Raw genomic sequence first — 6,336 nt, forward strand, 5'->3', positions numbered from 1 at the left:
GAGGATGCTCGGTGTTTTGGGCATTGCCGCATGCGTCGGGTCATCTGCCAGCGCAGACCCGTCGCTGCCGCCGAAGGTGGCGGTCCTGCCGATCAAGTTGCTCGACACGTCGGCCGAACCGCTGGACCAGAGCGCCGATCATGACCGGCGGCTCGCCGCGCTGGCTTCCGATCTCACAGTCGACCTAGGCAAGACGGGTCTCTTCCGAACGGTGGAGGTCGAGCCGGAGGTTTTGCGCCAGCGCTGTCCGGACGAAGCTGCGGAGTGCCTCCTGGAGGTGGCTCGTGACGAGGGCGCGCGCCTCATGTTTCTCGGCGTCGTGCACAAAAGCAGCACGCTGATCCTTCAAATGTGGGCGCGCTTCGTCGATGCGGAGACCCGGTCGGTGGTGTTCTCGCGAGAGTTGAGCTTCCGCGGCGACACGGACGAAGCATGGCGCCGGGCCGAAGCGTTTCTCGTCGAGCAGATCCGATCGACGCCGCCGCGTTAGGCCCGCCTGCCGAACGCCGAGCGCCGCGAACTCTCTCGGAATGGCTTCGAGGTTGCAGGATGTGGACCCGTGGAGGCCGGCTCGATCCCGCCCACGAGCCATCATGGGGGTTGTGCGGCCTAGCTTGGGCTGAGAAGCTGTGCTCCGAAGCCAGCCCGGAGCCGAAGCGACCATGAACGATCGCGCAATTTCAATACCCTCCACGGACACAGAACTCTTCCCGTGGGTGCAGGCGAACCTGTTTGTCGCCCTCCTGTCGGATACTCTCGATGCCATGGGGTATCGAGATCAGGCACTCCCGGCGCGCATTCGCCCGCTCGACGACGCTTTGGTCATGGTCGGGCGAGCCAGGACGGGGCTCTACCGTGACGTCTACGAGGTGCCCAAGGACCGGAATCCCTACGAACTCGAAATCCGGCTGATCGACGATCTGAAGCCCGGCGAGATTCCCGTTCTGGCCTGTGGTCACTCCGGCCGGATCGCCCCTTGGGGAGGATTGCTGACGACCGCCTCCCTGGCGCGCGGTGCGGCAGGCTGCCTGACGGATGGCTATATCCGCGACGTGCGCACGATCCGCCGACTGGGATTTCCCGTGTTTCATGGCGGTATCGCGCCGCTCGACTCGAAGGGACGAGGCGAGGTGGTCGAGATCGATTGTCCGGTCTCATGTGGCGGAGCCATGGTCCATTCCGGAGATCTCGTGGTCGGGGATGCAGACGGCGTGATCGTCGTGCCGCGGCATGCGGAGCGCGAGGCCCTCGGCCGGGCCTTCGAGAAGCTGGCCGGGGAGCACGACACCGAGGCCGCGCTTCAAAACGGCGAGACGCTCGCCTCGGTCTTCGCACGGCTCGGCGTGCTGTGATTCAGCACGAGAATGCCTGCGGGAGGGAGGACGGCCGGTTCCGCAGGTAACCGACCTGCTGCAGTGGAGAATGACGGCACGCGCCTGCATGCCGTCATCGTTCGGCCACGCAGCGGCCGAGCGGTTGCTGTCCGACGTCGCCATCCGTGAAGCGACACGTACCGCTCCTGAGACCGGTGCCGAAGCAGGAAAGGCCTACTCTCGCACCCCTGCTGTCGGTGCGATCTGCCTCAGGCGAAGCAGTCTAGTCCGCGATTGTATCACACCCGTCACTGCGAGCCGGAGGCGAGGCGAACCATCCGTCGACGGGTAGATTGCTTCACTTCGTTCGCAATGACGAAGAGGGCGTGAGTGCGCGAGGGGCAACACCGGAAACGGACTGACGCCGGACCCACTTCCGCCATTGCAAGCCGGAAGCGTGATGCACTGCCCACCCCATCGCACTTCTGTCATGGCGAGCCACCGGCGTGATGCACAGCCCGTTCCGACGCCTCACCCTCATTGCGAGCGCAGCGAAGCAATCTATCCCTCGACGGGCGTGCTCCTGGACCGCTTCACTCCGCGCAGAACGGCAATGACGACCCGTCGACAACCAACGGGACAGCCGTTGCAGGCCTTCATGAAGCCCTGTGCCGCTGCATCGTCGCCCCTTGGCAGACAGCAAACCTTTCATTCGCCAGGGCTGAGAGCATCACGCAGGCCCCGGGTGTGGCAACGTACAGCCTCTGACCATCCACCGGTTCATCATCCATCTCCTGGAGGGGAAGACGTGCTGTTGAAGAGCATCGGGAGATGGCTATGGCCCGGAAGTTTCCCATCGACACCAGGAATTTGAAGGCCATCGACACTCTTCAGACCGGCACCGTCTGGGTTCTGAACGACTTGCCCAAGGAGGCATTCTTTACGATCGGCACTATAGCGACCGATTGGGATGGCGACCCCAAGGCCTATGGCTACAAACGCAAGCACCCGGAAATATCGCCGCACGACCACCTGCGTAATGCCGGTGACGACGGACACTGGTGGGGAGTCGTGACGAACACCCGGCAGAAGAACGGCACCCCGATCGAGCAGAGCGGGATCGGTCCGGCGCAGCCGTACAAGAACTATATGATCTCGACCACCAAGCTCGTGAATAAGACCTATCGCGAGGACGACATTCGGCACTGGACCGATGCGACCAAGGTCCCCTACGTTGCGCTGCCCAACTCGCGGAGTTCCATGGTCAAGATCGGGCTGAAGACCGGTTGCTATTGCCTTCTCGTCAATCTTCAAACCATGAAGTTCTGCTTCGGTGTATACGCGGATTCGAAGGCTGCTACGCCGAGGATGGGCGAGATCTCCAAGCGCGCAGTCGATCTGATCGGAAAGCCGGACGGTCACGTTTTCATTCTCGTCTTTCCTGCGTCCGGTCAGGGTCAGGGCGTGATCCCCGACGAAGAGACTGTCCAATCGAAGGGAAGGGAAGAGCTGAAGCAGTTTTCCTTCCTCGACACGGATGATCAGCTCGTGAAAGCCGTTTCGAAAATCACGAACCTGAGTGCCAGGATCATCCAGGCGGGGTACGTCAGCAGCACGGTCTTCGCCGATGTCGATATGGATGGCGATATCGAGGTGATCGGAACGTTTGGCCGCGCACGATAGACGGGCTGTTCCAAGGTGGTCGCATTCGGGATGCGTTCCAGCCTTTTATCAAAGGTAAGAATGCACCCGGCAAACAAAGTGCTTGCGCCCTCCGACCCGGTGCGTAACTTGTTTGTATCGCGGAAATTTCGGCAGAGACAGAGCTGCTGGCGGAGACAGGCCCAGGAACTGCAGCGGCGGAATAGGATAGGCGGGGAGGGCACGGCCAGGGGGAAGTACCAGGTTCGGCCAGGCGGATGTCTGCAGACAGCCAGGCCACTCTCGGAGCCGCCGGGCCGGCCCGCTCCGGAACCCCGGCTGCAGGCTGCACGTTTTACATTTGATCACTCGAGATGGTGGGACGGTGATGGGCGGGAGGACTGGCTCGCCTCGGGACATGCCCCGTTTGGCACCAGCTGAGCGGGGCTTCCCGTATTCGAGGTTCCGGATCTCGAGCCCCTCGGCAACCGATCTGGCGGAGCTCACGGAGCGCGGTCACAGCTGAGCGAGATTCCCCGATGATAGTTTTACGGGACTCGCGGCAATGGGCTCGGTCTGCTGCCTTCGACTGGCCAGGAGCATCGCAAGCATGAAATCTTTCCGTCTATCCCTCATCATGATGGCTGTCGTGACAGGGGCCATGGCACAGCCGGGGCCGACAACCCTCGACATGGCCTGCGCGGATGTCGCGGGAGTTGTCGCCTCTCAGGGCGCAGTCGTGCTGCGCACAGGACCTATGACCTACGACCGCTATGTCCGGGACACGCGCTTCTGCGAGCGCGGGGAGATACTGGAACCCGCCTGGGTCAGAACCGCCGATGTCGCTCAATGTTACATTGGGAGCACCTGCGTGCAGCGTAGACCGAGAGCGCGCGACTGATGATCTTCACGCAGAGGGTGTAACATCGGGCGGTGTCGGCCCTCGCGAGAAGAAGCGCGATCGAGGATTATGTCTGGCAGCCGTGAGGCTGTTGTGGCAGGGGCGGCTCGCCCAGGCCCAGATCGCCCGGCAGCTGGTGCGCTATCATCCGCGCTCACTGAAGCGGCCCTCTGATGGAACGGAAAACGGATCTCCCCAGGGCCCCGCACCATCACCGCATTGACCCAAGGCTGACGGGTGGCAGGCATGCCGGACAGCGAGCCTTTGCCGGGTGTTTGGAATCCTTGCTCCTCCCATCGGATTATGCTCCGCTCGACGGAATCCGTTCGTCCGCGGGAGGATCTCATGCTGCCGAAATCCACCTTGCCGCTCGCTCTCGCTACGGCTGCCTTGGCGACCGCCCCGATGGCGCACAGCCAGGACTTCCCCGACGGGCCGGGCAAGGAGACCGTCATGGCCGTGTGTGGCGGCTGCCATGACATCAACCGGGTGCGGACGGGCTACACTCCGGAGGGGTGGCACACCGTGATGCTCATGATGCGCAATGTCCAGGCACCGGTGCCGGACGACCAGTGGCAGATGGTCGAGCAGTATCTTGCGCAGAATTTTCCGGAACGGCCGCGCCCTGCTGCATCGATCATCGAGGGACCCGCGGAGGCAGAGATCAAGATCTGGCCGGTGCCAACGCCGGGATCGCGCCCGCATGATCCGCTGGCGGCGGCCGACGGTTCCATCTGGTACACGGGTCAGCTGTCGAACAAGCTCGGACGCCTCGATCCGAAGACGGGCGAGGTCAGGGAATTTGCCGTGAGGACGCCCCGTTCCGGCCCGCACGGCCTCGTCGAGGACAGGAGAGGCCACATCTGGTTCACGGCCAATGGCGCCGGGTATATCGGCCGGCTCGATCCGAAGACCGGCGAGGTCGCCGAATACCCGATGCCCGATGCGAATGTACGTGATCCGCACAGCTTGGTGTTCGATCAGAACGGAGTTCTGTGGTTCACGGCTCAGCAAGGGAATGTGGTGGGGCGGCTCGATCCGACAACCCGCGAGATCAAGCTCGCACCCTCTCCCACGCCGAGATCGCGCCCTTACGGCATCCAGGTTAATTCCAAGGGCGTTCCGTTCGTGGTGGAGTTCGGCACCAACAAGATCGCGCGCGTTGATCCGATGACGATGCAGATTCGCGAATACGTGCTGCCAGACCCGGCGTCACGGCCGCGGCGCCTCGCCATCGGGCCGGATGATGCCATCTGGTATACGGATTATCCGCGCGGTTATCTCGGCCGGCTCGATCCTGCGACCGGCGCCGTGAAGGAATGGCTTTCTCCGAGCGGGACCAAGTCGGAGCCGTATGGCATCGTCTTCACGAAGGGCGCCCTCTGGTACAACGAATCCGGGGCGAAGCCCAACACGATCGTGCGCTTCGATCCGCAGACGGAGCAATTCCAAACTTGGGCGATCCCGGGCGGCGGCGATATCGTGCGCAACATGGATGTCACCCGCGAGGGCAACCCCGTCACCGCCAACAGCCTCGTGAACGCAATAGGCCTTGTAGAGGTGAAGTGATACTGCGGGCCGATCCGGAAAGAGATCGGGAGGGCTCTCCCGATCTGCGGTTCAGTCGCTCCTTATACGTTCCGGATCCACGGCGAGGTCCGCTCCGACACTCGCACGGCCTCGAGGACGAATCGCTCTTTAGGCTGCTGGATGACTGAGTTCGCCGAGCGCTGCCTTCGTGACACTGTCCGGTCCGAGTTCCGGGGCACCGTCGAGGCCCAACAACTCGGCTAGCCTGCGCCGGGCCCGGTTGACCCGGTTCTTGATCGTGCCGACGGGAACATCGCAGAGGGCCTTACTCCGGCAACGCCCTCACATCGTGCAAACTGGAGTGTGCGGCCCATCTTTCAACGGGAATGCACGCGATCCTCTCCTGCATGCTCCGTCCGGAACGCAGCCATTTGAGCAGGGGCCGGCACTCTCTTGAATATCCGTCAGAAGCAGTAGGCGCTCTCATCGAGAGAATGAGTGTGAAGGTAGTCGGCGCTCTCCGAAACGCAACTACATTTCTGTGTCGTATCAGCGTTTCGCATTTTGAGGCGTTTCGTTTCAGGGCCAGTTTGATGGTCATCAGTTCATTGCGTGCACAACGAGCCCCTGTCAGGTCGAAAGCAGTGCCTCCGGCTGCTGATATCCGCTCTGACATTCTGCGCGCGATCCCACACCTTCGCATCTTCGCGATCTCGCTCACGGGCAATGTCGACGAGGCCGATGACTTGGTCCAGGAGGCTGTTGTACGAGCCCTCGCCAATCTCGACCAGTTCACGCCCGGCACGAGCATGCAGGGATGGCTGTTCACGATTCTGCGTAATCACCACTTCACGATTCGCCGGAAGAGACGACGGGAAATCCAGGACCCGGACGGGCTCTTTGCCGGGAGATTCGCCAGCGCACCGGCACAAAACGACTACATCGACCTAG

The 6,336-nt window shown here is 62.5% G+C and carries 6 protein-coding genes; all 6 read left to right on the forward strand.

Going from position 1 to position 6,336, the window contains the following annotated elements; translation table 11 throughout:
- Positions 1-490, forward strand: a 490-nt coding sequence (locus BN1233_RS15840; protein ID WP_082145473.1) for a DUF2380 domain-containing protein, incomplete at its 5' end; no start/stop codon positions are given.
- Between the two features lie 172 nt (positions 491-662).
- Positions 663-1,352, forward strand: coding sequence for an RraA family protein (locus BN1233_RS15845; protein ID WP_046864627.1), 690 nt, complete (start codon positions 663-665; stop codon positions 1,350-1,352).
- Positions 1,353-2,150: 798 nt separating this feature from the next.
- On the forward strand, positions 2,151-2,996 hold the full coding sequence (locus BN1233_RS15850) for a hypothetical protein (RefSeq protein WP_046864480.1): 846 nt from the start codon (positions 2,151-2,153) through the stop codon (positions 2,994-2,996).
- 568 nt (positions 2,997-3,564) lie between these two features.
- Positions 3,565-3,855: a hypothetical protein gene (locus BN1233_RS15855; RefSeq protein WP_046864481.1), complete on the forward strand. Its 291-nt coding sequence runs from the start codon at positions 3,565-3,567 to the stop codon at positions 3,853-3,855.
- A gap of 345 nt (positions 3,856-4,200) precedes the next feature.
- Positions 4,201-5,424: a Vgb family protein gene (locus BN1233_RS15860; RefSeq protein ID WP_046864482.1), complete on the forward strand. Its 1,224-nt coding sequence runs from the start codon at positions 4,201-4,203 to the stop codon at positions 5,422-5,424.
- A 605-nt stretch (positions 5,425-6,029) separates the two neighbouring features.
- Positions 6,030-6,336, forward strand: a 307-nt coding sequence (locus BN1233_RS46935) for a sigma factor (RefSeq protein WP_280139454.1), incomplete at its 3' end; no start/stop codon positions are given.

The organism is Microvirga massiliensis (assembly GCF_001006805.1).
Classification (GTDB): domain Bacteria; phylum Pseudomonadota; class Alphaproteobacteria; order Rhizobiales; family Beijerinckiaceae; genus Microvirga; species Microvirga massiliensis.

Coding starts and splice junctions, on each gene's coding strand:
- BN1233_RS15845 (WP_046864627.1), top strand. CDS start 663: ATGAACGATCGCGCAATTTCAATACCCTCCACGGACACAGAACTCTTC.
- BN1233_RS15850 (WP_046864480.1), top strand. CDS start 2,151: ATGGCCCGGAAGTTTCCCATCGACACCAGGAATTTGAAGGCCATCGAC.
- BN1233_RS15855 (WP_046864481.1), top strand. CDS start 3,565: ATGAAATCTTTCCGTCTATCCCTCATCATGATGGCTGTCGTGACAGGG.
- BN1233_RS15860 (WP_046864482.1), top strand. CDS start 4,201: ATGCTGCCGAAATCCACCTTGCCGCTCGCTCTCGCTACGGCTGCCTTG.